This is a genomic window from Roseateles aquatilis (assembly GCF_002205645.1).
Taxonomy (GTDB): domain Bacteria; phylum Pseudomonadota; class Gammaproteobacteria; order Burkholderiales; family Burkholderiaceae_C; genus Roseateles; species Roseateles aquatilis.
The window spans coordinates 1-25,671 of the sequence record NZ_NIOF01000011.1 but is presented as its reverse complement, the minus strand read 5'-3'; the positions used below and the strand labels follow the sequence as shown (position 1 = coordinate 25,671).

The 25,671-nt window shown below is 71.1% G+C and carries 18 protein-coding genes; 6 read left to right on the top strand and 12 right to left on the bottom strand.

Features of this window, described 5'->3' with window-relative positions; translation table 11 throughout:
* The 4 genes from CDN99_RS20260 to CDN99_RS20245 all read right to left on the bottom strand — a co-directional run bounded on the left by CDN99_RS20260 (position 1) and on the right by CDN99_RS20245 (position 6,161).
* Complete coding sequence (locus CDN99_RS20260; RefSeq protein ID WP_088386720.1) at positions 1 to 2,517, bottom strand: prolyl oligopeptidase family serine peptidase; 2,517 nt, start codon at positions 2,515 to 2,517, stop codon at positions 1 to 3.
* Positions 2,518 to 2,680: 163 nt separating this feature from the next.
* On the bottom strand, positions 2,681 to 4,027 hold the full coding sequence (locus CDN99_RS20255; protein WP_088386719.1) for an Hsp70 family protein: 1,347 nt from the start codon (positions 4,025 to 4,027) through the stop codon (positions 2,681 to 2,683).
* 122 nt (positions 4,028 to 4,149) lie between these two features.
* Positions 4,150 to 5,475, bottom strand: coding sequence for a D-amino acid dehydrogenase (locus CDN99_RS20250; RefSeq protein ID WP_088386718.1), 1,326 nt, complete (start codon positions 5,473 to 5,475; stop codon positions 4,150 to 4,152).
* Between the two features lie 65 nt (positions 5,476 to 5,540).
* A complete protein-coding gene (locus tag CDN99_RS20245; RefSeq protein ID WP_088386717.1) occupies positions 5,541 to 6,161 on the bottom strand; it encodes a LysE/ArgO family amino acid transporter in 621 nt (206 codons plus the stop codon).
* 141 nt (positions 6,162 to 6,302) lie between these two features.
* Between CDN99_RS20245 and CDN99_RS20240 the strand changes: the two genes are divergently transcribed.
* Entirely contained in the window at positions 6,303 to 7,241 is a 939-nt protein-coding gene (locus CDN99_RS20240; RefSeq protein WP_088386716.1) for a LysR family transcriptional regulator ArgP, read from the top strand.
* Between the two features lie 102 nt (positions 7,242 to 7,343).
* Here the strand turns inward: CDN99_RS20240 and CDN99_RS20235 are convergent, their stop codons facing one another.
* Positions 7,344 to 7,571: a hypothetical protein gene (locus CDN99_RS20235; protein ID WP_088386715.1), complete on the bottom strand. Its 228-nt coding sequence runs from the start codon at positions 7,569 to 7,571 to the stop codon at positions 7,344 to 7,346.
* 267 nt (positions 7,572 to 7,838) lie between these two features.
* Between CDN99_RS20235 and CDN99_RS20230 the strand changes: the two genes are divergently transcribed.
* Positions 7,839 to 8,060: a hypothetical protein gene (locus tag CDN99_RS20230; protein ID WP_088386714.1), complete on the top strand. Its 222-nt coding sequence runs from the start codon at positions 7,839 to 7,841 to the stop codon at positions 8,058 to 8,060.
* A 93-nt stretch (positions 8,061 to 8,153) separates the two neighbouring features.
* Here CDN99_RS20230 and CDN99_RS20225 read toward each other — a convergent pair whose 3' ends face one another.
* Positions 8,154 to 8,576, bottom strand: coding sequence for a universal stress protein (locus CDN99_RS20225; RefSeq protein WP_088386713.1), 423 nt, complete (start codon positions 8,574 to 8,576; stop codon positions 8,154 to 8,156).
* 119 nt (positions 8,577 to 8,695) lie between these two features.
* Positions 8,696 to 9,715 carry an acyltransferase family protein gene (locus CDN99_RS20220; protein WP_088386712.1) on the bottom strand — a complete coding sequence of 340 codons (1,020 nt, stop codon included), beginning with the start codon at positions 9,713 to 9,715 and terminating at the stop codon, positions 8,696 to 8,698.
* Between the two features lie 307 nt (positions 9,716 to 10,022).
* Between CDN99_RS20220 and CDN99_RS20215 the strand changes: the two genes are divergently transcribed.
* Positions 10,023 to 10,865: a metallophosphoesterase gene (locus CDN99_RS20215; RefSeq protein ID WP_088386711.1), complete on the top strand. Its 843-nt coding sequence runs from the start codon at positions 10,023 to 10,025 to the stop codon at positions 10,863 to 10,865.
* Between the two features lie 107 nt (positions 10,866 to 10,972).
* On the opposite strand, the gene CDN99_RS20210 is transcribed toward CDN99_RS20215, so the two are convergent.
* Complete coding sequence (locus CDN99_RS20210) at positions 10,973 to 11,791, bottom strand: UPF0149 family protein (protein ID WP_088386710.1); 819 nt, start codon at positions 11,789 to 11,791, stop codon at positions 10,973 to 10,975.
* Between the two features lie 50 nt (positions 11,792 to 11,841).
* The gene (locus tag CDN99_RS20205; RefSeq protein ID WP_193531738.1) at positions 11,842 to 12,807 is read right to left on the bottom strand and encodes a LysR family transcriptional regulator; all 966 of its coding nucleotides are present in this window, start codon (positions 12,805 to 12,807) and stop codon (positions 11,842 to 11,844) included.
* A 282-nt stretch (positions 12,808 to 13,089) separates the two neighbouring features.
* Between CDN99_RS20205 and CDN99_RS20200 the strand changes: the two genes are divergently transcribed.
* Positions 13,090 to 13,332 (top strand): hypothetical protein, encoded by a 243-nt coding sequence (locus CDN99_RS20200; RefSeq protein WP_088386708.1) that lies wholly within the window; start codon positions 13,090 to 13,092, stop codon positions 13,330 to 13,332.
* Between the two features lie 237 nt (positions 13,333 to 13,569).
* Here the strand turns inward: CDN99_RS20200 and CDN99_RS20195 are convergent, their stop codons facing one another.
* The 3 genes from CDN99_RS20195 to CDN99_RS20185 form a co-directional block, all read right to left on the bottom strand.
* Positions 13,570 to 15,441 carry a phosphoenolpyruvate carboxykinase (GTP) gene (locus CDN99_RS20195; protein ID WP_088386707.1) on the bottom strand — a complete coding sequence of 624 codons (1,872 nt, stop codon included), beginning with the start codon at positions 15,439 to 15,441 and terminating at the stop codon, positions 13,570 to 13,572.
* Between the two features lie 220 nt (positions 15,442 to 15,661).
* Positions 15,662 to 18,073 (bottom strand): sensor histidine kinase, encoded by a 2,412-nt coding sequence (locus CDN99_RS20190; protein ID WP_141100889.1) that lies wholly within the window; start codon positions 18,071 to 18,073, stop codon positions 15,662 to 15,664.
* Positions 18,074 to 18,177: 104 nt separating this feature from the next.
* Positions 18,178 to 19,029 carry a response regulator transcription factor gene (locus tag CDN99_RS20185; protein WP_158218900.1) on the bottom strand — a complete coding sequence of 284 codons (852 nt, stop codon included), beginning with the start codon at positions 19,027 to 19,029 and terminating at the stop codon, positions 18,178 to 18,180.
* Positions 19,030 to 19,264: 235 nt separating this feature from the next.
* On the opposite strand from CDN99_RS20185, the gene CDN99_RS20180 reads away from it, so the two are divergent.
* Positions 19,265 to 20,998, top strand: coding sequence for a ShlB/FhaC/HecB family hemolysin secretion/activation protein (locus CDN99_RS20180; RefSeq protein WP_202820304.1), 1,734 nt, complete (start codon positions 19,265 to 19,267; stop codon positions 20,996 to 20,998).
* Between the two features lie 78 nt (positions 20,999 to 21,076).
* Positions 21,077 to 25,671: two-partner secretion domain-containing protein (locus tag CDN99_RS20175; RefSeq protein WP_088386704.1), on the top strand; the 4,595-nt coding region annotated here is incomplete at its 3' end.

Here is a 25,671-nt window from a genome sequence, read left to right as displayed (position 1 = left end):
TCAGCGCGCGGCCGGCGCCTTGGCGTCGGCGGCGCCCGCCACCGGGGCGCCCGGACCGACCTGGCGCTTCATCCACTCGCTCATCTCCCACAGTGTGTGGCCGAGCGACTCGCGCGCCGAGTAGCCGTGCGACTCGAACGGCAGCGAGACGTAGCGCACCGTGCCGCCCGTGCCCGCCAGCGCCTGGTACAGGCGCGCGCTCTGGATCGGGAAGGTGCCGGAGTTGTTGTCCGCCTCGCCGTGGATCAGCAGCAGCGGCTCCTTCAGCTTGTCGGCGTAGTTGAACGGCGAGAGCTTCTGGTAAACGTCCTGCGCCTCCCAGTAGGTGCGGCGCTCGCTCTGGAAGCCGAACGGCGTCAGGCTGCGGTTGTAGGCGCCGCTGCGCGCGATGCCGGCCTTGAACAGGTCGGTGTGGGCCAGCAGGTTGGCCGTCATGAACGCGCCGTAGCTGTGGCCGCCCACGACCATCTTCTCGCGGTCGCTGACGCCCAGGTCCACCGCCTTGTCGATGATGGCCTGCGCGTTGGCGGTGATCTGCGCGATGAAGCTGTCGTTGACCGTCTTGGGGTCGCCCACCACCGGCATCGTCGCGTCCATCAGCACCACGTAGCCGTCCAGCAGCAGCATCAGCGGGCTCATGCCGGCGAAGGTGTTGAAGCGGTTGCCCGAGCCGCTGACCTGGCCCGCCGTGGACGCGTCGGTGTACTCCAGCGGGTACGCCCAGACGAAGGTCGGGCGGCGCTCGCCGGCCTTGTGGCCCGGCGGCAGGTACATCCAGAACGACAGCTCGACGCCGTCGGCGCGCTTGAAGCGGACAAACTCGCGCTTGATGTCGCGCAGTTGCGGCGTCGGGTCCTTCACGTCGGTGACCGGCTTCATGTCGGCCAGCGCGGCGCCGCCGCGCAGCATCACGTTGCCCGGCTCGTTGGCGCTCTCGCGCACCGTCAGCACCTGCGCGCCGGCGGCGTCGAGCACGGCCAGCGGGCGCTCGTAGTGCACTGCATCGCCGTTGCGGCCGGACTGGAACAGGCGCGTCGTCTTGTTGTCCGCCAGGCTCAGGCGGTCGATGAAAGGCTTGTCGCCCTCGGGCGTCGCGCCGGTGCCGAAGTACCAGATCGATCCGCCGTCGACGCGCACCACGCGGCGCCCGTTCGACTGCATGCGCGTCAGCGGCGTGCCGGGGTCGCGGTAGCGATCGCGCATCGAGCGCTCGACCAGCCGCCTGGCCGGCGCGCTGCCGTCCATGGTGACCAGCTCGGTCGAGGTGCGCAGCTTGGCCACCTCGAAGTCCTGCACCAGCGCCTGCCGGCCGCCTTCCAGGAACGCCAGGCCCGACAGGCGCTGCGTCAGGCGATGCACCTCGCGCGGCGTGCCGGTGTACGGCGCGTCCAGACGCATGAGGCGGTCGCGGAACTGCGCCGGCGCGCGCGTGTCGCCGCCGTCCAGCGCCTCGACCCAATAGACCGCGGCGTCCGCGCCGGACGAGGCGAAGAAGCGACGCGGGCCGGTGATCACGCCCTCGGCGGGCACGCCTTCCTTCAGCTTGACGCGGCCGACGGGCAGCACCTTGCCGGTGGCGTCGCGCACCTCGGCCTGCGCCGCGAATTCGTCCCAGCCGACCTGGTAGCTGAACGGCTGCAGCAGGCGCATCGTCAGCCACTGGCCCGACGTGCCGAGCGGCTCCACGCGGGTGAACAGGCCGGGCTCGCCGACCGTGCGGACGGCGCCGCCGTTGAGGTCGACGCGCACCAGTTGCGAGGTCGCGTGATAGGCGAAGACCTCGGACTCCTGCGGGTTGGTCAGCAGGTCCTGCTGCGTGCGCTCCGGCGAGACGCGGGCCACCGATTCCTGGATCGACGGGCCCAGCGGCGCGCTGAAGACCGGCGCCGGGCCGCGTTTGGCGGGCACCGCGAGGGTGACGATCTCATGGTCGTTCAGCCACACGAAGTCGTTCTCGAGCATCGTGTGCAGCTTGAGCTTGGGCACGGCCTTGAGCTGGCCGGTGGCGACGTCGCCGACCCACAGCTCGATCGCCGTGTCGGTGCGGCGGTTCAGCAGGAAGCGCTTGCCGTCCGGCGAGAAGCGCAGTTGATGGAAGGCCCCGCCCGCGGGCAGCGCGATGCGGCGCTCGGCGCCGTCGGGCAGCGCGCGCAGCGACAGCGATTCGATGAAGTTGATCAGTTGCGGGCTGTCGGTGGCCGGGTCGTAGCGCAGGCCCGCCTGGCGCAGCACCGGGCGCGCCAGCTCGGCGATGGCGCGGTACTTGCGGTTCTCGACGATCGCCAGCGTGCGCTGGTCCGGCGAGACCTGGTAGGTCGGCAGGCCCTTGGCATCGAGCACCGCGCGGATCGCCGCCGAGGGCTGCTGGTAGACCTGCGCCAGCGCGTCGGCCGCCGGCCTGGCGCCCGTCGCGGTCGTCGCATCGGCGGGGCTGCCCGCGCCGGCCGCCATCGCGGAAAAGCCGCCGAAGGCGGCGGCCAGGGAGAGGATCAGCGACAGGGGACGGGGCATCTGCATGGTGGGTGTCCGTGGGGTCCGGAGAGAGATCCCGGCCAGGCCGGGGAGCACCGTCCACGCGCCCCGGTCAGGGCGCCTCAGGGCGGTGATGCAAAACCGCGCAATCTAGCAGCGCCCTTCCCCGTCGTCCCACCTCGGCCCTCGGGGTCATCCCGAGGTTGAATCACGATGCGAACAGTCGCGCCGCGTGCAGCCCCAAACCGGTCGCGACGGACGCGAAGCGGTCCCCGCGCACCTGGCGCGCCGCCGGGTAGTCGGCGGCGATGCGGTCGGCCAGCAGGCGCAGGCCGGTCGAGCCGCCGGTGAAATACAGCGCGTCCACGTCCGCCGGCTTCAGCCCCGCCTGCGCGACCGTCTCGCGGCCGGCCTGCGCGATGCGCTCGATGTCGCCGGCGAGCGCGCCGACGGCGGCGTCCTCGGACAGGTCGACCGCCAGGCCGGATTCGATCAGGCCCAGGTCGATGCGGCAGCCGCCGCCGCCCGAGACCTCGATCTTGGCGTCCTCGGCGCGGTTGGCCAGCTCATGGCCGAGGCGCTCCTCCAGCACCGTCATGAGCCGCTGGTGATGGCGCGGATCGCCATAGAAGCTCTTCATGTTGCGCAGCTCCATGACGCGCTGCGGGCTGTAGCAGGTGTTGATCAGGTGCCAGGTGGCGAGGTCGAAGTAGACGCCGCTGGGCACCTCGCGCGGCGGCTGGCCCGGACGCGCGGGGCCGGCGGCGCGATAGCCGAATTCGCGCAGGATGCCGGTCAGCTCGATGTGGCGGTCGAAGTCGGTACCGGCGATGTGCACGCCGTGGCTGGCCAGGATGTCGTCGCGACGGTCCAGGCGCCGCGCGCGCTCCGGCCCGACGCGCACCAGCGAGAAGTCGGACGTGCCGCCGCCGATGTCGGCCACCAGCACGACCTGCTCGCGATCGGCCTGCTGCTCGAAGTCGAAGGCCGCGGCGATCGGCTCGAACTGGAAGTGCACGTCCTCGAAACCCACGGTCCGCGCGGCCGCCGCCAGCGAGGCCTGCGCCGCGGCGTCGCGCTCCGGCTCGCCGTCGACGAAGTAGACCGGCCGGCCCAGCACGACGCGGCGCGGCTCCGCGCCGCCCAGCGCGGCCTGGCGGCGCAGCCGCTTCAGGTAGCCGGCCAGCATGTCGGCGTACTTCACGCCGCGGCCGCCGCCGACATCGGTCACCTGGTCGATCAGGCTGGAGCCGAGGATGCTCTTCATCGAGCGCATCAGCCGCCCATCGACACCCTCGACATAGGCGGCCAGCGCGGCGCGCCCGAAGGCGCGCGGCGGGCCGTCGGCGTCATGGCGGCCTTCGGCGAAGTAGAAGATGGCCGTGGGCATCGTCGGGTGGTCGCCTTCCAGCGGCACCAGGCGCATCGCGCCGGCGCGCGCCGCGTCCGGACGCAGGTCGGGAACGGCCACCGCCGAGTTGGAGGTGCCGAAGTCGATCGCGCAGAAATCGCGCGACGGGTCGGAAGGGGAAGAGGCGGAGGAGGCCGATGCCATGGTGCGTGCGGGCCCGGTGCGCGGACGCCAGCCAGGAAATGAAGAGGGGCGCGGATTCTAGCCGCGCCCCTTTTTCGCGGGGATGACCCGGTGAGGCCGCCCCGGCGGACCAGGCCGGCGGATCAGGCCGTCTGCAGGTGCTTCACCGCCTGGGCCGGCAGCGCGTCGCCGTAGAAGGCGAGGTCCAGGTCGGGGCGCTTGCCGCTCATCAGCTCCGCCAGCGCGCGGCCGGAGCCGGCGCCGTGGGTCCAGCCCAGCGTGCCGTGGCCAGCGTTGATCCACAGGTTGGATGCCTTCTGGCTGCGGCCGATGTAGGGCACGTTGGTCGGCGTGCTCGGGCGCAGGCCGGTCCAGAAATTCGGCTCCGACAGGTCGGCCACGCCGGGGAAGAGCTCCTCGTAGCGACGCACCAGCGATTCGCATCGCACCTTGGAGGTGGGGCTGTCCAGGCTGGTGTCCAGGCCCGCCAGCTCGGCCGTGCCGGCGATGCGGACGAAGTCGCCCAGGCGCGAGATCGCGATCTTGCGCGCGTCGTCCAGCAGGCTGACGGTGCTGGCCTGCTCCGGCTTCTTCAGCCGCAGCGTGGCCGAGTAGCCCTTGGCCGGATAGATGTTGAGGTGCTCGCCCAGCGGCTTGGTCAGGCCCGGCGCGTACGAGGCCAGCGCGACCACGTAGGCGTCGCCCTTGAGCCACTGCGTCTGCCCGGTCTCGCGGGATTTGATCTGCACGCCGCCGATCTCGGTGCCCTGCGCGCCGCCTTGCGGCTGCAGCGTGGCGATGTCGTGGTTCCAGAGGAACTGCGCGCCGCGCCTGGCCGCCAGGCGGGCCAGCGCCTGCGTGAAGACGCGCGCGTCGCCGGACTCGTCGCTCGGCGTGTAGGTGCCGCCGAAGACCGCATGGCCGGCGGAGCGCAGCGCGGGCTCGACCGCCAGCACTTCGTCGCGGCTCAGGATGCGGCGGTCGACGCCATGGCGGCGCATGATCTCGGCGCCCTGCGCGCCGGCCTCGAAGTCGGCCTCGCTGCCGAAGAAATGCAGGATGCCGCGCTCCACGCGGTTGTATTCGATGCCGGTCTCATCGACGAGCGCGCGCAGCGACTCGTGGCTGTAGCGGCCCAGGCGCACCAGCTGCTCGACGTTGCGCTCGAACGCGGCGGTCGTGCACTGGCCCAGGAAGGACAGGCCCCAGCGCCACTGCGCCGGATCCAGCCGCGGGCGGAACAGCAGCGGCGCGTCGTCGCGCAGCAGCCATTTCGCGACCTTGAACGGCGCGCCGGCGTTGGCCCAGGGCTCGCAGAAGCAGACCGAGATCTGCGCGCCGTTGGCGAAGCTGGTCTCCAGCGCCGCGTCGGGCTGGCGGTCCACGACGACGACGTCATGGCCCTGGTCCAGCAGGTACCAGGCGGTGTGGATGCCGATGATGCCGGCGCCCAGGACGATGACTTTCATGAGGAGCTCCTAGAGAACTTGTGGTTCTGCGGCAGGTCGTGGGGGCTGGCCATGGCGGCTCGCCGTCAGGCCAGGGGCCGCAGGATCAGCTGCAGCCCCAGCACGACCATGACGAGGGCGATCAAGGCGTCGATGCTGCGCCAGACCGCCGGGCGGCGCAACGGGCCGGCCACCGCCGCCGCGCCGAAACCCAGCAGCGAGAACCACATCCACGACGACACCGACGCGCCGATCGCGAACGGCAACTGCAGCCCGGCCGGCTGCTGCGCGCCGACGGTGCCCAGCAGCACGACCGTGTCCAGATAGACATGGGGATTGAGGTAGGTCATCGCCAGCGTGCTGCCCATCACCGCGCCCAGCGAGGCGGTGCCCGCCTGCGCCTGCAGGCCGGCCTTGGGCGACAACGCGCGCAGCCCCGCCTTGACGGCATAGGCCAGCAGGAAGGCCGCGCCGCCCCAGCGGAACACCTCCATCAACAGCGGGCTGGCGGCGATCAAGCGGCCCAGGCCGAAGACGCCCAGCCAGATCAGCAGCATGTCCGACAGCGCGCACACCGCCACCACCGGCGCCACGTGCTGGCGCATCAGGCCCTGCCGCAGCACCAGCGCGTTCTGCGCGCCGATGGCGACGATCAAGCCGGCTCCGGTGAGCCAGCCTTGCATCAGGGCGGTGCTGGGGGTGCTCATGGCGATGGGGAGCCGGCGGACCCGGCAGGGCGAGGACATCCCACCCGCGCCGCAACGGCGCGGGAAACCGGCGGATTGTCATGAGGGCCCGACATTCCATGAAGCGGGATTAATATCTCAGCAGGGACATTAGGAACGCTTATGAAAGACCTGGACGCCGCCGGGCTCGACTGCCTTGCCGCGCTGGCCGACGAGCGCAGCTTCGAGCGCGCCGCCGAGACGCTCGCCGTGACGCAGAGCGCCGTGTCGCAACGGCTGCGCAGCCTGGAGGCGCAGGTGGGGCAGCTGCTGGTGGTGCGCTCCCGCCCGCTGCGGCTGACGGAGCCGGGCAAGCGGCTGCTGCGTTATGCGCGGCAGCTCGCCGCGCTGCGGTCGGACGTGGTGCGGGAGCTGGGCGTGCAGGCCGCCAACGTGGAGCGGCTGCCGATCGCCGTCAACGCGGACAGCCTGGCGACCTGGGTGCTGCCGGCGCTGGACCCGCTGGTGCAGCGCGGGCTGCGGGAAGGCTTCGGGCTGGAGCTGGTCGTCGACGACCAGGACTTCACCCACGACTGGCTGCGCCAGGGCGAGGTGCTGGGCTGCGTGACGACGGTGCCGCAGGCGCTGCGCGGCTGCATCGCGCAGCCGCTCGGGGTGATGCGCTACATCGCCGTGGCCAGCCCGGCCTTCGCCGCGCGCGCGCTGCCGAAGGGCCTGGGCGCGGCCAACTTCGCGCAGGTGCCGTTCCTGGTCTTCAACCGCAAGGACGACACGCAGCAGCAGTGGATCAGGCAGGCGATGGGACTGCGCTCGGCGCGGCTGAACGCGCGTTACGTGCCGTCCAGCGAGGCCTACGTGAACGCGGTCCGGATGGGCTGGGGCATCGGCGTGGCGCCGGAACTGCAGGTGCGGCCGCTGGTGGCCGCCGGCGATCTGGTGGTGCTGCGGCCGGAGGTGCAGGTGGAGGTCGCCCTCTACTGGCACCAGTGGAAGCTGGGCGGCGAGTCGGCGGTGACGCCGGACAGCGGGGCGCCGCCCGCGCTGCTCGATCAGATCGGCGAGGCGCTCGCGCTCGGCGCGCGGGAGGCGCTGCGCGGCTGAAGCGGCCGATGCCGTCGCGGGGGGATGCCAAACGACGCCGGAACACGCCGAAAAGAACGAAGCCGGCACGCGGGCCGGCTTTCGGAGAGGGGGAATGGGGTGTCAGCGCTTGGCGGACGCCAGCTGGACCTTGGCCTGCGCCTGAGGCGTCAGATGCACCGGCGTCATGACGTCGGAGCCGGAGGCCGGAGCGGCGCTCTGCTGCGCCATGCGCAGGCGGAAGCTGCCGCGGTCGTGCTTGTCTTGCACATTGCTGGCCAACCAGGCAGCCGCCAGGACGACGGCACCGACGATGGCCCAGGTGGTGGACTTGTGAAGCAGCGGGGACATGAAAACGTACTTCTTTTGGCGATTTGCTGAGGGCGTGAGGATAGTCACCCCTCATCAAGGGGGGGATCCTACCTAAGTGGGAGACGTGGTTATTCCGCCGAAACTGTGGCGGGCCTACCTCAATCTGTGTGGATTTGTGAACGCGATTTCCACCTACCCGCGATCTGGGGATTTGCCTGAAGACAGGATGGCGCAAACTGTGGCACAGCACGCGGCGCAGCATCGGTGCCGTGTCAGACAAACCCCGTGCTTTCGACGAGGTCCCCCATGCGATTCGCCTCAGCCCTGCGCATCTTCCGTCGCAACAGTCCCGGCGCCCACGAGCCGGAGCCCGCCGACATGGGCACCGCCTTCGGCATGGAGGCGAGCTTCGGCGACGCCAGTGAGTACGAGGACTTCCGCCGCAGCGATTACGGGCTGGAGTCCGAATCGACCGCGCAGGCGGCGATCGAATCGCCGCTGTCCTGGATGAGCTCTCGGCGCAGTTGAACGCGCCAGATCGGGCGCCCGACGCCCGAACCCGCCCTTGACTTCTTCCGCCCGGCCTGCCATGCACGCCGGGCGATGCGTTTCCTCAAGCACTCAACGGATCAGCAGCACCGGCACGTCGCAGTTGGCCATGACCTTCGTGGCGACCGATCCCAACACCAGCTTGCCCAGCGCGGTGTGGCCGTGCGAGCCCATCATGAGCAGGTCGAAACGCCCCTTGGTGGCGACGGCGGTGATCGCCTCGGACGCGTGGCCGGTCTTGACGAGGTACTGCGCCTTGATGCCGCGCTTGTCCATGAACGTGCGGATCGACTTGAGCACCTTCTCGGCCTCGTCCTGGTAGTACTCGGCCAGCACGGCCTTGTCGATGACCGCGGCCGCGCGCGGCGGCACGCCCGGCACGACGTGCACCACCGTGTAATCGTGCGCCCCGCCCAGCCATTCGTCATGCGCGGAGAGATAAGCCAGCATCCGCTTGGAATAGGTGCTGCCATCGACGGCGACCAGAATCTTCATCGGGTTCTCCTCCTCTGACGGCCGACGACCGGCCTCGATCAGTTTGGCACAGCCACGCCGCCCGGAAAGCCGCGCCGGCGTCGCAGGCTCAACGGCGTTGATCCCGGGAGGAATCGGGCTCAGGCAGGGCCGGAGCGCGCCGGGTCGCCGGCCCGGCCCGAGGCGGTCCTGGATGTTCGCGCCCGCTCGCCCAGGGCCCAGTGCCCGAGGGGCAACCGACGCAGCGAGGCGGTCAGCGCGATGGACCCCGACAGCCCCGCCGCCATGCCCGCGACGAACAGCGTGGTGACGTCGTCGAGTCCGGCGGCCTTCAGCCCCATGCGGGCCGCCGCCGTGAACACGGGATGGAACAGGTAGATGCCGAAGGACCAGGCGCCGATCCACGCCAGCCCGCGAGACTCCAGCCGCAGACGCGACAACAGCAGGCAGGCGCACAGGCCGACCAGGAGCCGATCGGCGCCGGGTGCGTCGGCCGGCGGCATGGCGGTGGCGGCCCAGGCCGACAGGATGCCCACGGGCAGGATGGTGATCACGCCGAGCATCCAGTTGCTGGACATCGGCGCCGGGAAACGTCGCGCGGCGACGCCCATCAGGAAGAAGGGCCACAGGAAGGTCGCGCCCGCCAGTCCGAGGTACATCGGCAGCGGCGCCCAGACATGCAGCAACGCGGCGGCCACGCCGACGGCGAGGAAGGCGCGCGGCGTGGCGAGCCAACCGCCGCGCTCCAGCAGCGCGGTGGCCAGGAAGATGAGGAACAGCGCCTCCAGGAACCAGTAATGCGCGACCGGCACGATGTGCAGCGTCGCCCAGTCGTAGTCGCCGCCGTTGGTTCCGGAGGTGACGGTCTGCAGCAGCGCGAAGGCGGTGCCCACGATCAGCATCGGCGCCAGCAGGCGCCGCGTCTTGCCGACCGCGAAGGGCGTCAGCGGGCCGGTCGCGGGCCGCAGCGCGTAGACCATGCCGGACAGGAACGAGAACAGCGGCATTCGAATCAGCGACAGGCATTGATTCGCCTGACTGGCCAGATGTTCCGGCTCGAGTCTCAGGCCCGCCTCGCTGTCGTCGCCGATCACGTGGTAGCCGACGAGCAGCAGACAGGCCAGGCCGCGCAAGGTGTTGATGGACAGACCACTGGACAACGGCTTCTCCCTGGTCGTGGTGGGTCACGGCGGACGATGGCGCGAGCCGATGGCATGGGCCGGCCATTCGCCGAGAGCGAGCGATCCAGCTTAGGCGCGGGTCCGAGGGGGACGACCGTCTCGCGCGACGCGGCAGGCGGTCTGCGCACGTACACCGTCATGGCCGTGCGGCGCCGCACGAAGCATCTGTGCGGCTCCGCACGTTGCGCCTGTGCGGTGCCGAACGGACATGGGCGCATCAACTCCGCGGCGGCGTCCGACGGGCGTGATACATATCGGGCGCATCCCTGCTCCCACTTCTGCTTCCGTGCGCCTGCAACTGCTTTCCGATCTCCATCTGGAGCGCCAGACCGATCTCCAGACCATCGCCGTGCCCGGCGCCGACTTGCTGGTGCTGGCGGGCGACGTCGGCTCGTACCAGGCGGGCTCGCGTCTGGTGACGGACGACTTCGGCCTGGGCCGCTTCTCGCCCAGGCGCGACGGCGCGCCCTGGCCGCGCGTGCTCTACGTCCCGGGCAATCACGAGTACGACGGCATCGAGTACGACATCGCCCACGGCCGGCTGCGCGCCACCTGCGAGGAGCTCGGCATCGAATGGCTGGACCGGGCGCAGATCGTCATCGGCGACGTGCGTTTCCTCGGCACGACGTTGTGGAGCGACTTCGACGGCCTCGCGGCCGGCGAGGCGACGCCGACCAAACAGCTCGCCGCCCGTGAGAAGGCCTTCCGCGCCGCCAACTTCTATCTGCGCCGGTATTCGACGCTGATCGACGGACAGCACATGCTCGCCGAGCGGCAACGCGACCTGGCGCTCGATTGCCAGGCCTGGCTGCGCGAGGCCCTGGCCCAGCCCTTCGACGGCAGGACGGTCGTCGTCACCCATTACGCGCCCAGCCTGCGCAGCGCCGATCCACGCTACGGGCTGACGCCGGGCACGGCGGGCTTCTGCAATTCGCTCGACGAGCTGCTGCCCTTCGCCGACTTCTGGCTGCACGGCCACCTGCACTGCATGAACGATTACGTCGTCGAGTCCGCCACCGGCCCGCACGGCGATGTCCCGCATCGCTGCCGCGTCGTCTCCAACCCGCTGGGCTACGCCCACAAGGGCGAGCAGGCCGACTTCCGGCCGGACCTGATCATCGAGGTCTGACGCCGCCGCCATGGCTGCGCCGTGGCGCTGCCCATGACGAGGCGCTCCATGAAAAAGGCCGGCACGCCTTCCAGCGCGCCGGCCTTCTCATTGCTGACGACGCGAGCTCAGGCGGCGCCGTGGCAGTTCTTGAACTTCTTGCCCGAGCCGCAATGGCACGGATCGTTGCGGCCCAGCTTGGGCGTGTCGCGCCGCACCTGCTCGACGTGGAAGCGCTCCGCCTCGGTCGCGGCCTGGAGGTCGACCACGGTGAGGATCAGGTCCTCGATCGCCTCGTCGATGTTCTTGAGCGGGTGCTCGCGATTCAGCGTCTCGACGATCTCACGCTCTTCCGGCGTCTCGGCCGGCAGATGGCGATACAGGCGGGCCAGCAGCGTGTTGATCTCGTCATCGGCCTGCTCGTGCAGGTCGGGGAAGGTCACCGCGGCGTACTCGAAGCCGCCCACCCACGGCAGCAGCGCGCGGGTGATCGGATCGTCGGGCAGCTCGACGGCATCGCCATCGGCAGCCTCCGCGGCCGGGGCGTCGGCCGCCTGGGGCGCCGCATCGGCTTGCGCGGCCGGCTCGGCGCCGTCGGTGTCATCGTCCGCGTCGGCGTCGGCGTCGGCGTCCAGGTCCAGCACGACCGGATAGAACCAGCCCTGCTCCAGCATGCTCTGGTTCAGCGAGGCGTGGCGACGCTCCGCCAGCGAGCGGATCCGCGCCAGCCAGGCCGGATCGACGTCGTCGGGCAACGGGCGGCCGTCGTAATCGAAGACCGGCGGCAACCACTCCTCGATCGGGATCAGGCGCGGCTGCACCAGCACGCCGGCGAGGTAGCCGTCCAGCATGGAGGCGTCCAGCGGCTCCAGCGGCGCGGGGGTTGCGGCGAGAAGGTCGTCGAGTTCGTCGAACTCGGCATCGGAAAGGTCGTGGGCAATGCTCATGGGGCGCGATTGTCGCCGCTCGCGCCGGCACCGCCCATGCCTCGGGCGGCTCAGGCCGCGGGGGACGACGGCGCGGGAGGGCTGGCGTGAGGCGCTGCGCCGGCCTCGATCAGGCGCTCGCGCATCCAGCGCTGTGCGCTGCGGTCCTCGTTGCGCAAGTGCCAGAGCACGTCCACATGCACCGGAGACAACTGCATCGGCAGCGGGCGGTAGATCAGGGACTCCTGATAGCCGGTCGCGGTGATGAAGGACTGCGGCAACACCGTCAGCAGATCGCTGTGCGCGACGACGCGGCCGGCGGTGAAGAACTGGTTGACCGTCAGCGCGATCCGGCGGCTGCGCTTGAGCGCCGCCAGCGCCTCGTCGACAAAGCCGTAGGGCCGGCCCGAGAAGCTCACCAGCAGGTGATGGGCCTGGCAGAAGGCGTCGAGCGTCAGCTCCTGGTGCGCCAGCGGGTGGCCGCGGCGCATCACGCAGACGTAGTACGAGTCGTACAGCCGCTGCTGCCGGATCGCCGCCATCTCCCCCTGCCCCTTCAGCGCCGCGACGGCCGTCGGGAAGTAGCCCAGCGCGAAATCGGCCTCGCCCTGCTCCAGCAGGCCGCGGGGATCCCGCGTCGTCAGCGGCAGGACGTGGACGTTGGCCAGCGCCCGCATGCGCTCCAGCTGCTGCATCAGCGGCGGCAGGATCAGCGCCGCGGTGGCGTCGGCCATCGCCAGGCGGAAGGTGTATTCCTCGGACGTCGGCTGGTAGTCGCCCGGGTCCAGCGCCACGCGCAGGCGCGTCAGCGACGAGCGGACCTCCGGCCACAGCCCCTCGGCCCGCGACGTGGGCCGCATCCCGAAGGCCTGCCTGACGAACAGATCCTCACCGAGCGCCTCCCGCAGCCGCTTCAGCGCATGGCTGACCGCCGGCTGCGTCATGGACAGACGCTCTGCGGCGCGGGTCAGGTTGCGCTCGGCCATCACGGCGTCGAACACCTTCAGCAGGTTCAGATCGAGGTTGCGGAAGCTCATGGCTGGCACTTTTTCACGGCGAACACGCGGTTTTCGGGCTGGATTCGGGCATCCGGGCGCCTTCAGGCGGGCTCTTTCGAGCCACTTCTTGCGCCATTTCGGGCCTTCGGGCGGTCGAACCGTGACCGCCATCACGAACCTGCCGCACAGCGCCCCATGTTATGCACGTTGCTTATACATCTGATTCCTTCTTTTCATTGGCGGCATGTCTAGGGTTAACCCTAAACTTCGTTCCGTCGGTTCTACAGAGCCGCCGCAACAAGCCAAACAAAGGAAATCGCCATGAGCGTCGCTACCCAAACCTTCGGTCTTCCCCTGAGCCGCACGGTGCGTCGTGGCGGCACGTTCGCCACCATCGGCGCCCGCGTCTGGGCCCGCACGATCCACAACGTGAAGGCTCGCCTGGAAGCCGCCAAGATGGCCCGCGCCGAACGCGAGCTGCTGGCCCTGGCCGCCCAGTACGAAGAGAGCATGCCCTCCTTCGCCGCCGAGCTCCGCGCCGCGAACGCCCGCCGCAACGGCTGAAAGCCGCCGATCCGTCGAGCGCCCCAACGGCTCGACGAGGTGACCCCGGTTCCGCGAAGGTGAGCGCAGGCTTTCAAAAGAAGCCGCACCAGATCGTCATCAATCGGCCGTCACCAAAACAAAAGCCCGCTTCGAGCGGGCTTTGTCTCTTGTGCCGACGGGACCTGGGCGGTCCGTCGCCGGCGGCCTCGTCGACCGAGGTCCCGCGCGAGGCGGGCACCCGGTCGGCGGCGCCGATCAGGCCTGGCTCGCCAGCCGGCCTTCGATCTTCGCCTTGGTGGCGGGCAACTCGGCGGGCAGGTTGTGGGCCAGCTGGATGAACAGCTCGTCGTGCAGTTTCAGCTCCGTCGCCCAGTCCTCGTTGGAGATGTGGGTGACGGTCTTGTACTGCTCCGGCGTGAAGGCCAGACCCTGCCAGTTCAGGTCCTCGTAGCGCGGGCTGGTGCCGAAGGCATGTTCAACGCCCTGCCCCTGGCCCTCGACGCGCTCCAGCATCCACTTGAGCACGCGCATGTTCTCGCCGTAGCCGGGCCAGACGAACTTGCCGTCGGCGCCCTTGCGGAACCAGTTGACGCAGAAGATCTTGGGCAGCGTCGCGCCAGCGCCTTGCAGCTTGGCGCCAAGGGCCAGCCAGTGCTGGAAGTAGTCCGCCATGTTGTAGCCCATGAAGGGCAGCATCGCGAACGGGTCGCGGCGCACCACGCCCTGCTGGCCGGCGGCCGCGGCGGTGGTCTCGGAGCCCATCGTGGCGGCCATGTAGACGCCCTCCACCCAATCGCGCGCCTCGGTCACCAGCGGCACGGTCGTCGAGCGACGGCCGCCGAAGATGAAGGCGTCGATGGCCACGCCGGCGGGGTTGTCCCAGTCGACGTCCAGCGCGGGGTTGTTGGTCGCGGCGACGGTGAAGCGGGCGTTCGGATGGGCGGCCTTGGCACCGGTTTCCTTGGCGATCGCGGGCGTCCAGTCCTTGCCCTGCCAGTCGATCAGGTGGGCCGGCGGGGTGTCGGTCATGCCTTCCCACCAGACGTCGCCATCGTCGGTCAGCGCGACGTTGGTGAAGATGACGTCCTTGTTCAGGCTGGCCATGCAGTTCGGGTTGGTCTGCGCGTTCGTGCCCGGGGCGACGCCGAAGTAACCGGCTTCCGGGTTGATCGCGTACAGGCGGCCGTCCTTGCCGGGCTTGATCCAGGCGATGTCGTCGCCGATGGTGGTGACCTTCCAGCCCTCGAAGCCGGCCGGCGGGATCAGCATCGCGAAGTTGGTCTTGCCGCAGGCGCTCGGGAAGGCGGCGGCGACGTGATGCTTCTTGCCTTCCGGCGAGGTGACGCCCAGCACCAGCATGTGTTCGGCCAGCCAACCCTGGTCACGCCCCATGGTCGAGGCGATGCGCAGCGCGAAGCACTTCTTGCCCAGCAGCGCGTTGCCGCCGTAGCCGGAGCCGTAGGACCAGATCTCGCGGGTCTCGGGGTAATGGACGATGTACTTCGTCGAATTGCAAGGCCACTTGACGTCGGCCTGGCCCGCCGCCAGCGGCGCGCCGACGGTGTGGACGCAGGGCACGAACTCGCCGTCGTCGCCCAGCACGTCCAGGACCGCGCGACCCATGCGGGTCATGATGCGCATGTTCACGGCGACATACGGGCTGTCGGACAGCTCGACACCGATGTGGGCGATCGGGGAGCCGATCGGCCCCATCGAGAACGGCACCACGTACAGCGTGCGGCCGCGCATCGCGCCCTTGAACAGCGCCTTGTCGCCGGTCTGCAGCAGGGCGCGCATCTCGGCGGGGTTCATCCAGTTGTTGGTCGGGCCGGCGTCGGCCTTGTCCTTCGTGCAGATGAAGGTGCGGTCCTCGACGCGGGCGACGTCGCTGGGATCGCTGCAGGCCAGGTAGCTGCCGGGGCGCAGCGCCGGGTTCAGCTTCTTGAAGGTGCCGGCGTCGACGAGCTGCTGGCAGAGCCGGTCGTACTCGGCCTGGCTGCCGTCGCACCAGTACACGTCGCGCGCTTCGGTGAGCGCGGCGATCTCGGCGACCCAGGCGACCAGGCGCTGGTTCTTGACGTAGGCAGGCACGTTCAGGCGCAAGCCTTCCATTACGGGCTGGTTCATGGCGGTTCCCAATCTAAGGATATGAAAAGCGGAATTGGGTCAGCTCCGACCCGGTGTCCCCGCCTCCATTCCACAGAGGAGAGACCCCGAAGCTGACCCAATGCCGCGTGCCATGGCAGGTGCCCGTCTCCATTGTGCTCTCGATGTAATCACCCCGTAACTCGCCAAGGTCAGGGGGTTATGCGTTTCTGGAATGGGTTGATGCAGGGAGCGCGAGGCCTCACGACCCCGCATCCACCCCCAGGCACAACATCCTCAGCGCCGGCACCCACAGCTCCTGCGGTGCCGGCTTGGGCAGCATCGCCAGCCCGGGCTCCGACGGCCATTCGCGATTCGACGTCGCGGCGCACAGCAGCGTCCGCATCCCCGGCCAGCGCGCGCGCCAGCGCCGCCAGTCGTCGATCGATGGCAGCGACTCCGGTGACGCCACCAGCAGCAGCCCCGCGCCGGTCGCGGCCGCGTCGTCCAACGCCCGCGGCAGATCCTCGATCCGCTCCACCGCGCCGGCCTCGAAACCGCACTGCAACAACCGCTCCAGCAGCGCCTCGCGCACCGTGTCGCAGCGGTCCCACACCACCGCCGCCCAGCCCTCGCCGATCGATTCCAGCCCGGGTTGCGGCAGCAGCGCCGGCCATTGCACCTGCCCCTCGTCCGCCGCGACCAGCGGCAGCTCCGCGGTGAAACGGCTGCCCACGCCGTGCACGCTGTACGCGCCCAGCTCGCCGCCCATCGCCCGGACCGTCTGCCGCGCGATCGCCAGCCCCAGGCCCAGGCCGGGCACGCCGCGCCCTGCCTCGCCGCGCATGAAGGGGTCGAAGACCCGCGCCAGCTCCTCCGGCGCCATGCCCGGCCCCTGGTCGATGACCGACAGCACCAGGCGGCCTTCGATCGCGCGCGCGGTCAGCAGGATCTCGCCGGGACGGCTGTACTTCGCCGCGTTGGACAGCAGGTTCAGCAGCACCTGCCGCAGCCGGCGCGCATCCAGCTCGACGACGGGCGGCAGCGTCGGCTCCACCGTCACCACCAGCCGGTTGGTGCTCGCCAGCATCAGCGCCTGCGACTGCAAGGCCAGCTCGTTGAGCAGCCCGTAAAGGTAGACCGGCGCGGCCAGCACCTCCAGGTCGGCCTCCGCGTCGGGCTGGCGCGCGAAGCGCTGCAGCTCGTCGATCGTGTCCAGCAGCATCACGCCGCCGTGCTCCAGCGCCTGACGCGTGGACTCGAACTCCGCGCCCGGCGCGAGGCGCCGCGTGAGCTGCACCATCGACGCCAGCGGCGCCCGCAGGTCGTGGCCCAGATGCCCCAGCAGCCGGCCCTTGGCCGCGTCGCTGGCCTGGGCATGCGCGCTGGCGCGCGCCAGCTCCGCGGTGCGCTCCAGCACCGCCGCCTCCAGGGCCTGGGCGCGTTGCACGCGCTCGCGCTGCAGCAGCAACAGCATCGCCACCAACACGGCCGCCGCGCCCGCCGTGCCCACCGCCGACGGGGCCAGCTCCACCCAGTCCGCATACGGCAGCACGCCCATCAGGCTGAAGTAACGCGGCGCCATGCCCAGCATCACGCCCACGATCGCGCACAGCCACACGCCGCCGACGGGGTCGCCGCGACGCACCGCGCGCACGCTCGCGATCAGGCCGATCAGGCTCAGCCCCAGGTTGGTCGGCCCCGCCAGGCGGGTGCCGATCTGGTAGTCGGCCCAGATGCAGGCCGCCACCGCCGCGAAGCTCAGGCCCACCACGACCATCAGCACCCGGTTCAGGCGCGGTTGCGTCACGCGCAGGCGCAGCACCGTCGCCAGCGCCAGCAGCTGGAACACCGTGGTCAACGCGCCCGTCGTGCCCAGCGCCCGTTGCGCCCAGTCGGTCGCGTTCGGCCAGAAGCGCGCGAAGGCGGTGCCGCGCATCGCCATCTCGTAAAGCATCGCGCTCGACAGGAAGGCCGCGATCCAGCCGTAGCCGCGATCACGCAGGGCCACGCCCAGCCCCGCCGCCAGGACCGCCAGCGTCAGCCCCACCGCGGACAGCATGCCGTCGCGCCACACGCGCCATTGCTGCTCGCCGACCAGGGCCTCCTCCGTCCACAACGACGGCTCGATCGCCAACGAGCTGCGACTGGCCACGCGCAGTTGCAGCTCCCACACCTCGCCGGGTTCGAGCCGCACCGGGAAGGCGCTTTCGCGCAGCGGCACCTGGCGCGCGGCGAAGGGCAGATCGGTGCCGGCGCGCGCCATCGTCCACGGCGTCGCGTTGCCGTCCGGCAGCAGCCGGCGCCGGAACAGCGCGATCGATTCGATCCGCGCCGGGTCGACCATCAGCACGTAGCGCATCGGCGTCGCGCCGTCCTGGCGCAGGATCCAGCGCAGCCAGTAGGTATCGCGGGTGTAGCCCGGCGTCAGCGCCGCGCGATCGACCGGCCGCCAACGGGCGGGACCGTCGCGCGGCGGCTTCTCCGCGCGCTCGATCCACAACTGGCCCTGGTCGACCAGCGAGAGCCGGCCGGTCTCGGCGCCGTGCAACGCGATCACCGGCCGCGGCGCGTCCGACGGCGCGGCCGGCACTTGCGCGGCCACCGGCGCGTCCGACGGCGCGGCCGGCACTTGCGCGGCCACCGGCGCGACCGCCGCCATCAAGGCCAGCACCAGTGCCGCCGCCAGCGCCCGGAGCCAACCCCCGGCCCGTGCTCCGGTCCATCCACCAGCCCGCTCGTTGGCCCGATCTCCGGCCCGTCGGCCCCAGGGCCGCATCAGGACGCTTCGCCCTCGGGGCCGCCCGGCCCCTGATCCACGCCCGGCGCCCCGTCGGCGCGCTCCCGCGCCCGCAACGCCACGCGATACGCCTGCGGGCTGAGCCCGTGACGCTCGCGGAACGCGGTCGCGAAGTTGCCGGCGTTGGAGTACCCGGCGTGAAACGCCACGTCCTGCACGCTCATGTCGGTGTCGGCCAGCAGGCGCTGGCCGGTGCGCACGCGCTCGTCGCTGATGTAGCCGGACACCGTCTGGCCCAGCTCCTCGCGGAACAGCGCCAGCAGCCGGCGCCCGGTCAACCCCACCTGGCGGCCGATCTGGTTGACCGTCAGCGCCTCGCCCAGGTGCTCGGCGATGTACTGGCGCGCGGCGGCCAGCAGCCGCTGGTCCGGCGTGCCGGCCTCTTCCGCGCCGGACTGGACGACGGCTTCGGCCACGGCCTCCGCGCGCGGCGACGCCAGCCGCAGGTGCACTCGCACGCGCGCGAGCACCTCCTCGGGGTGGAAGGGCTTGCTGATGAAGTCGACGGCGCCGTGGGACAGCCCCTCGATGCGGCTGCCGACGTCGTTGTGGGCGCTCAGGAACAGCAGCGGCATGCCGCGTGTCGCCGGGTCGCCCTTGAGCAGCCGGCACAGCGCGAAGCCGTCCATGTCCGGCAGGCCCACGTCCAGCAAGGCCAGGTCCGGGGTCAGGCCTTGCGCCTTCTGCAACGCCACGCGGCCGCTCTCGGCGAAGGCCAGGCGGTAGTGCGGATGCAGCAGCGCGGTCAGCCAGCGCAGGTCCTCGGGCTGGTCGTCCACCAGCAGCAGCAGAGGGCGGTGATTCGCTGGGGCGAGCGCGGGACGGGACATGCGCGGCATTGTCCGCGCGGGGCCTCCGTACACCGTCCGCGCAGGCCGGACGATTGGGCGCGTTGCGCTCAAACCGCCCATCCGAGGGGGAGGAAAAGTACCGGAAAACATCAACTCGGCCGCGCCGTCCGGGGCCGTTAACGAATCGTCAAACACCGGCGGCGATTTGCCAGAACTCCGGACCGTCCGCTCACGGGATAACCGCGCCCTTGCTACACACAACCGGAGATTGGGAATGAAGTACAGCACGCGGCTCGGCGCGGCCGGCCTGGGTCTGAGTCTGAGTCTGATGAGCCTGTCGGTGAACCTCGCCTGGGCGGCGGCACCGGACGCGGGGCAGCTGCTCAACGAGCAACGCCGCCTCAACCCTGCCACGCAACGCGGCGACACGCCGGCGGCGCCCACCGTGAACGCCCCGCTGGGCGACGACGGCCAGGCCGGCCTGCGCGCCCGCATCGACCGCATCCGCTTCACCGGCGCGGACGACCTGCTGCCCGAAACCGAGCTGCAGGCCCTGGTGGCCGACGCCAAGGGCCGGCAGTTGTCCCACAGCCAGCTGCAATCGCTCGCGGCCCGCGTCACCGCGGCGCTGCAGAAGCGCGGCTTCGTGCTGGCCCGCGCCTACCTGCCCCGGCAAGACCTGACCCAGGGCGAGCTGGAGATCGCCGTGCTGTCCGGCCGCCTGCAGTCCGGCGCGAACCGCGTGCAGGTGATGGGCGCCGACGACAGGCTCGCGCCGCGCCTGGGCGCCATCGCCGACAGCGCGCTGGCACAGGGTCCCGTGCGCTACGAGCAACTGGAACGCGCGCTGCTGCTGATCAACGACGTGCCCGGCGTGCAGGCCCGCGCGACGCTGGAACGCGGCGACGAGCCCGGCACCAGCCGCCTGGCCGTGCGCACCGAGACCGGCCGCGCCTGGGCGCTGGACGCCTCGGTCGACGACTTCAACAACCGCTACACCGGACAGTGGCGCGCCAGCGCCGCCGCCACGCTGTACCGCCCGCTCAACCGCGAGGACCTGCTGCAGGCCACCGTGTCGCGCACCGACGGCAGCCGCCAGGCCGCCCTGGCCTACGGCTTCTCGGTGCACCCGTCGGGCCTGCGCGCGCAGCTCGCGACGACCTGGATGGACTACCGCGTCGGCGAGGACCTCAAGCCGCTGGACCTGCGCGGCACCGCCCGCACCGTGTCCGCCGGCCTGAGCTATCCGCTGCTGCGCGGCCGCGAGCGCAACCTGTGGGTCTCCGCCGACGCCGAGCAGCGCACGCTGGTCGACGACGCGCTGGGCCAGACGCTGCGCGACCGCCGCCTCAACCGGCTCTCGGTCAATGTCTACGGCAACGCGTGGGACGGCCTGCTGGGCGGCGCGCAGAACGATTTCGGCCTGGGCGTCACCACCGGCACCGTCACGCTGCGCAACGCCGCCGACCAGTTCGCCGACGCCGTGACCGCCCGCACCGCCGGCAGCTACGACAAGGCCACCTGGCGCGTCTCGCGCCTGCAGACCGCGCAGGCCCTGCCGGGCTGGGGCGTGTACGTCGGCGCCTACGGTCAGTTGAGCGCGCGCAACCTCGATTCGTCGGAGAAGTTCTTGCTCGGCGGTCCGTCGGGCGTGCGTGCCTATCCGGTCGGCGAGGCCAGCGGCGACAACGGCTGGGTCGGCACCGCCGAACTGCGCCGCGAGCTGCGCATCGGCAGCGGCATCGCCGCGCAGCTGATCGGCTTCGTCGACTACGGCCGCGTCGAGCAGCACGAGCGCCTGTGGGCGGGCGCGCTGGGCGGCCAGCCCAACTCGTACGCGCTGGGCGGCGCCGGCGTCGGCGCCAACCTGGCCGGCGAGCGCTGGGCCGTGCGCGCCAGCTGGGCCCACGCGGTCGGCCACAACGCCGGCCGCAGCGCGGCGGGCCGTGACGCCGACGGCCGCGCCGACCGCCAGCGCTTCTGGCTGCAGGCCTCCTTCCACTATTGATCGCCGCCGCGACCGGATGCGCGGCGCGTGGCGCCGAGCCCGGTCCCACCGACCAAGCACAAGCAAAGAGAACACATCATGGGATCGTTGAACCACAGCTATCGACTCGTCTGGAACGAGCTCTGCGGCGCCTTCGTGGCGGTGCCTGAATTCGCCCGCGGCCGCGGCAAGCGCACCGGCGGCACCGTCCGCCGCGCGATGGCGGCCGCCATCGTCGGCGCCGCCGCGGCGGCGCTGGCCGGCCCGGCCTTCGCGCTGGACCCCGGCGCCCTGCCCACCGGCGCCCAGGTGACCGCCGGCCAGGCTTCGATGTCGCAGCAAGGCTCGCAGCTGCGCATCGACCAGGCCACCAACAAGCTGATCGTCAACTGGAACACCTTCGACATCGGCAGCGGCGCCTCGGTGCGCTTCAACCAGTCCGGCGCCGATGCCATCGCGCTGAACCGCGTCACCGGCGGCGCGGCCAGCCAGATCTTCGGCGACCTGTCCGCCAACGGCCAGGTCTGGCTGGTCAACAACAGCGGCGTGGTCTTCGGCAAGGGCGCCACGGTCAACGTCGGCGGCCTGGTGGCCAGCACGCTCAACGTCAGCGACGCCGACTTCCTGGCCGGCCGCGCGCGCTTCGCCGGCACCAGCACCGCGCAAGTCCGCAATGACGGCAGCATCCACGCCGACGGCGTGGTCGCGCTGCTGGGCGCCTCCGTCGTCAACACCGGCACCATCAGCGCCGGCCAGGTCGCGATGGCGGCGGGCCAGTCGGTCGCGCTGGACTTCGCCGGCGACGGCCTGCTGCAGGTCCAGGTCGACCAGGCGGCGCTCGATGCCGAGCTCTCCCAGCAAGGCCTGGTGCAAGGCGGCAAGGTCGTGTTGAGCGCCCCCAGCGCCAGCGCGCTGCGCGCCAGCGTCATCAACATGGACGGCGTGATCGAGGCCAAGGGCCTGTCCGCGCAAGGCGGCCGCATCGTCCTGGACGGCGGCGAGCAAGGCCAGGTGAACGTCACCGGCCGGCTGGACGCCACATCCGCGCAGGGCCAGGGCGGCGACATCCGCGTCACCGGCGGCGACATCGCGCTGCGCGGCGCGACGCTGGACGCCAGCGGCACCACCGGCGGCGGCCAGGTCCACGTCGGCGGCGGCTGGCAGGGCAACGACGCCAGCCTCGTCAACGCGAAGAGCGTCAGCGTCGACGCGTCCTCGCGGCTGAGCGCCAACGCCACGATCGACGGCAACGGCGGCGAGGTGGTGGCCTGGTCGGACGGCCACACCCAGTTCGCCGGCCGCGTCGAGGCGCGCGGAGGGGCCCAGGGCGGCAACGGCGGCCGCATGGAGGTCTCGGGCAAGGAGCAACTGAACTACAGCGGCGTGGCCGACGGCCGCGCGGCCAAGGGCAACACCGGCGACCTGCTGCTGGACCCCGCCACGCTGGAAGTCCGCGGCGGCGGCTCCGGCACCGGCGCCATCAACGGCTCGACGGTCTATGAGAAGGACCTGGAAGCCCAGCTGGCCAACATCATCCTGGAGGCCACCACCAACGTCACCTTCAAGGACCTGAAGGCCACCGGCAGCACCGACGGCATCCTGGACCTGCAGGACGGCGTCAGCCTCACCGTGGTGGCCGGCCGCGGCGGCCAGCGCGGCTCGGACCCGCGCGACAAGATCGGCGTGATCCGCTTCGAGCAGAAGGACGACACCATCCGCGTCAACGGCAATGCCGGCATCCTGCTGATCGCCTCCAACTGGAGCTCCGGCACGTCGGACACCATCAACGGGGGGTCCGCCTCCGTCATCAACGTGCCCCACCTGGTGGCCACCGGCACGGGCAGCAACCCGTCCGGCGCCCTGCCCACCTACGACCTCACCACCGCCACGCCGGGCGCGGTGCAGCGCGGCACCATCACCGTCTTCGGCGCCAACGGCATCACCATCGGCGGCAGCGTGGCCACCCAGGGCGGCTACGTGCGGCTGTGGGCGGACGCGGACTCCGGCACCGGCGGCTCCTTCACGCTGAACGCGCCCATCACGTCCAACGGCGGCAACGTCTACCTGGCGTCCGGCACCGGCGGCATCACGATGAACGGCGCCATCAACGTGGGCGCCGGCCGGCTGTTCTTCGACCAGGAGACCGGCACCTACCCCGGCGGCACGGGCCCCATCGGTCCCAAGACCCTGGCCGGCCAGATCAACGCCACCGGCAACATCGACATCAACACCGCCTTCACGATGAAGGGCGGCGCCAGCATCTTCACCGACGGCACCATCCGCTTCGGCGCGGTCAACGTCACCATGGACACCGGCACCGGCGTGCTCACGCTGCGCGCCGACAAGGTGGACTGGGGCAGCGCCACGCTGCAGAACCTGAGCACCGCCTCGCTGCGCCTGGAGCCCGCCGATCCCGCGACCAACATGGTGCTGGGCGACGCCAACGGCTTCGCGTCGGCGGCGACGCTGGCCAAGCTGCCCGGCATCAAGAACCTGACGATCGGCCGCGCCGACGGCACCGGCACGATCAGCGTGCCGAGCAACTTCAGCTTCAACGCGTCGGGCAGCTTCGAGATGGTCGACCGCAACATCGACATCACCGCCGGCACGCTGACCAACACCACCGGCAACATCATCCTGACCGGCGACAACGTCAACCTGTCCAAGGCGGTCACGGCCAACGGCGGCGCCGGCAAGGTCACGATCCGCCAGATGACGGCGGCCAACGAGCTGCACCTGGGCGGCGGCCTGAGCAACGCGTCGATCGGCCAGGTCAACGCGGCGACGCTGGAGATCGGCCGCGCCGACGGCGGCAACCTGGTCTTCGACAGCGACATCAGCACCAATGCCTCGACCGTCAGCCTCAAGAGCGGCGGGCAGGTCCTGGGCGTGAGCGGAGGCGTCTCCGCGGCCAACGTGGCCGTGACCGCCGGCCAGGGCGCGACGCTGACCGACGACACCTTCGACTTCAGCAAGCTGGCGTTGAGCGTGGGCGGCGGCAACACCGTCATCCGTCCGTCGAGCGCGTCGGGCTACACCATCGGCACGGTGGACGGCATCAACGGCCTGAACCTGAGCAACGGCGCGACGGCCACCGTGGACGCAGGCCCCGGCGTGCTGACGCTGGACGGCCGCGTGAACTTCAACGGCGGCGCGTCGACGCTGACGCTGCAGGCGCCGTCGTGGGCCAGCACCGCCAACCTGGTCGTGAGCAACGGCGCGCTGGCGACGACGGTGTTCGACTTCAACGACTCGGCCTCGACGTCCAACGTCGGCGGCGTGGGCTCGGCGCTGACGCAGAACACGATGGCCGCCTTCAACGGCATCAACACGCTGCGCGTGGACGCCTCGGATCGCCAACTGATCACGAACGTCCTGGCGCTGACGCTGGGTGGCCGCCTGGAGCTGCTCGCCGACACCTGGGAGCAGCGCGACACCGTGACCGTCAACACCGGCGGCGTGCTGGTGCGCACGCAGCATGGCGGCGTGCAGGTCGCCCAGGCGATCAACGCGGCGCGCAACGTCTCGCTGGACGACCGCGGCGGCGTGGGTATCACCAGCACCGGCAAGATCACCGCCGGCTCGCTGGCGCTGCGCGGCGCCGGCGACGCCGACCTCAGCGGCACGGTCCACCAGGTGGGCACCGTGGCGGCCGATGTCGGCTCGCTGACGCTGGTCAACGGCGGCTCGCTGGCCGTGGGCACCGCCGACGGCCTGAACGGCGTGCATGCGGCGCGCACCGCGCAGATCACCGCGCGCGGCGCAACGGCCGACCTGACGCTGCAGCAGGCCGTCGTGGCGGACAACGCGGCGAACGCCGCGACGCCGCTGGTGCTGGCCGCCGGTCGCAACTTCGTCAACACGGCGGGTGCGAACGCTCTGCAGACGGGCGCCGGCAACTGGCTGGTGTACTCCACCTCGCCGCTGAACGACACGCGTGGCGGCCTGACGGCCGACTTCAAGCAGTACGACGCCACCACCGCCAGCACCGTGCTGGGCACCGGCAACGGCTTCCTGTACACGGTCGCGCCGACGCTGACGGTGTCCCTGGGCGGCAGCGTGTCCAAGGTCTATGACGGCGACACGACCGCCAACGTCTCCGGCGGCCAGTTGACCGCCAGCGGCGCGATCGACGGCGACGTGGTGAACGTGGGCATCGGCAGCGGCGGCTCGGCCCATTACGACACGAAGAACGTCGGCAACGGCAAGACGGTCACCGTCGACGGCCTGGTCGTCACCGACGGGTCCAACGGCGCCACCGCCGTCTACGGCTACAAGCTGGCCTCGACCAGCGTCGGCGCCGCGATCGGCCAGGTCACGCCCAAGACGGTGACCGTGGCCAACGGCGCGGTGCAGGACAAGGTCTATGACGGCACCACCACGGCGCAGGTCTCCGCCGGCGGCGTGTCGGGCCTGGTGCTGGGCGACGACGCGTTGCTCGGCGGCTCGGTCAGCTTCGTCGACAAGAACGCGGGCGTGGGCAAGGCGGTGAACGTGTCGGGCCTGGCCCTGACCGGCGCCGACGCGGGCAACTACGTGCTGGACACCAGCGGCAGCGGCGGCCTCACGGCCACGATCACGCAGCGCGTCATCGACGTGGCCGGCGTCGGCGTGACCACCAAGGTCTACGACGGCACCCGCACCGCGCAGGTGACGACGCAAGGTCCGACCAACGCCATCGCCGGCGACGCGTT